The organism is Acinetobacter sp. AB03, from assembly GCF_058107045.1.
Genome location: NZ_JBUEBA010000059.1, coordinates 1 through 2048, shown reverse-complemented (window position 1 = coordinate 2048; position 2048 = coordinate 1). Strand labels below are relative to the sequence as shown.

The following is a 2048-nucleotide window of genomic DNA, read 5'->3' as shown; positions in this document are numbered from 1 at the left end:
CCCATATCTGTTGAAAAACATGGTCATCGATCACTCTAATCAAGTCTGGTGTACAGATATCAGTGTGCCGCAGCAAGCGGCGTAAGAGATGAGGGTATGGCCCCTCGCTATCGGCTTGCAGGAGCAGGTAGCAAACCACCATAAGCGGCTTGGATCAAAAGTCCCGGTCGTGAGCGTTATGGAAAAGGCGTTGTAAAGGCGTCAGGTAAGAATTAGGAAGGCGAACACCAGTGAACTGCCGTTCAAGTGTCGAAAGTACTCAAATGACATCAAAACCGGGGATGGATGTTGCCCCGCGATCAGTTTGGCCGTTACCTGCTTACGGGCCATTCGGTGTCCGGCGTAGAGGCAGCGCGATCCTAATTCAGGCTTTTACGTTGAACTGCGGGAACCTTCGGTGGCGATGTCAAGCGAAAGGTACAAGCTCAAAAGGCAAGGCCGATAATAGCAATGCGTCACCAAGGGGCGGAGCAGCTCGTAGTAGTGTTGAAGTTACTGTAATGGTAATGGAGCGAAGGGGCTGCATTATCCAGGTCTGCGGTCTTGTCAACTGCACAAGCAGGAGGAACAAGGCTTTATGACCAAACCATTTAACATTCCTAAAGCGTTAATTTGGGAGGCATTCAAGAAAGTCAAAGAGAATGGCGGTGCTGCAGGCATCGATCATGAATCTATTGAGCAATTCGAACACCACTTAAAAGGCAACCTGTATAAACTATGGAACCGACTTTGTTCAGGCAGTTATTTTCCACCGCCAGTCAAAGGTGTTCCGATTCCAAAGAAATCAGGTGGGGTACGTATGTTAGGCATTCCAACAGTAGCGGATCGAGTAGCACAAACAGCTGTCAAGCTTATATTGGAGCCACAGATTGATCCTCTATTTCATCCAAACTCTTATGGATATCGTCCAGGGCGTTCTGCCCATGATGCGATAGCTGTGGTGAGACGACGAAGTTGGGAGTATGACTGGGTTGTGGAATTTGATATCAAAGGTCTATTTGATAACATTGATCATAATCTACTCATGCGTGCACTTAAGAAACACTGCGAAATTCCATGGATTCTTCTTTATGTAGAACGCTGGTTAAAAGCACCTATGCAAAATGTAGATGGTCAAGTTTTAGAAAGGAATCACGGCACACCGCAAGGTGGAGTTATCAGTCCTCTATTGGCTAATTTATTTATGCATTATGCTTTTGACATGTGGATTACCAAGAATCTTGCGAGTGTAAGATTCTGCCGCTATGCGGATGATGGAGTAATTCATTGCCGAAGTTTATCTCAAGCCAAACTTGTTTTACAAAAGATTGGTGCACGATTTCGTGAATGTGGACTCGAATTGCATCCAGATAAGACAAAGATTGTTTATTGCCAAGATGTGAATCGTCGCCAAGCATATCCAGATGTTCAATTTACTTTTCTCGGGTACACGTTTAGGCCCCGTAAGGCTGTGGACAAGTATAAAAGAGTTTATGTAAATTTCTCTCCTGCAGTCAGTCGTGATGCACTTAAAACAATGCGACAGACTATTCGGAAATGGCATCTACATCTGATGTGTAATCGCGAATTAAGTGATTTATCTGCAATATTTAATCCAATTCTTCAAGGTTGGCAGCAATACTATGGTCGATTCCATGGTTCAGCAATGTCAGCGATCTGGCAACACATGAATGCTTATCTTATACGCTGGATGAGGCGTAAGTATAAAAACTTGGCCCGTCATAAAAGACGGGCTAGATATGCCTTAGGGCGACTTGCGCGTGATTTTCCAAATGCCTTTGTGCACTGGAAAATGGGATGTTTACCATCGGTTGGATAATGGGAGCCGGATGAGCTGAGAGGTTCACGTCCGGTTCTGCGAGGGGCTAAGGGTGAGATTCCCTTGGTCTACTCACCCGTACATTCCTATGGCTAAAGGCTTTGTCTATCTGTGTGCAATTATAGATTGGCATAGTCGTAAAGTACTGGCTCATCGCGTATCGATCAGTATGGAAACAGACTTTTGCATAGATGCGTTGCAAGAAGCAATTGTGAAATATGGTTGTCCT

1 protein-coding gene and 1 pseudogene are annotated in these 2048 nt (G+C 45.1%); both read left to right on the top strand.

All coding sequences use genetic code 11. From position 1 onward, the window contains the following. The first annotated feature begins 577 nt into the window (after positions 1–577). On the top strand, positions 578–1819 hold the full coding sequence (gene ltrA / locus ACY3FQ_RS18165) for a group II intron reverse transcriptase/maturase (RefSeq protein ID WP_071321322.1): 1242 nt from the start codon (positions 578–580) through the stop codon (positions 1817–1819). Between the two features lie 64 nt (positions 1820–1883). Beyond that, positions 1884–2048 (top strand): annotated as a pseudogene (locus ACY3FQ_RS18160) (DDE-type integrase/transposase/recombinase); the annotation flags it as partial.

Coding starts and splice junctions, on each gene's coding strand:
- ltrA (WP_071321322.1), top strand. CDS start 578: ATGACCAAACCATTTAACATTCCTAAAGCGTTAATTTGGGAGGCATTC.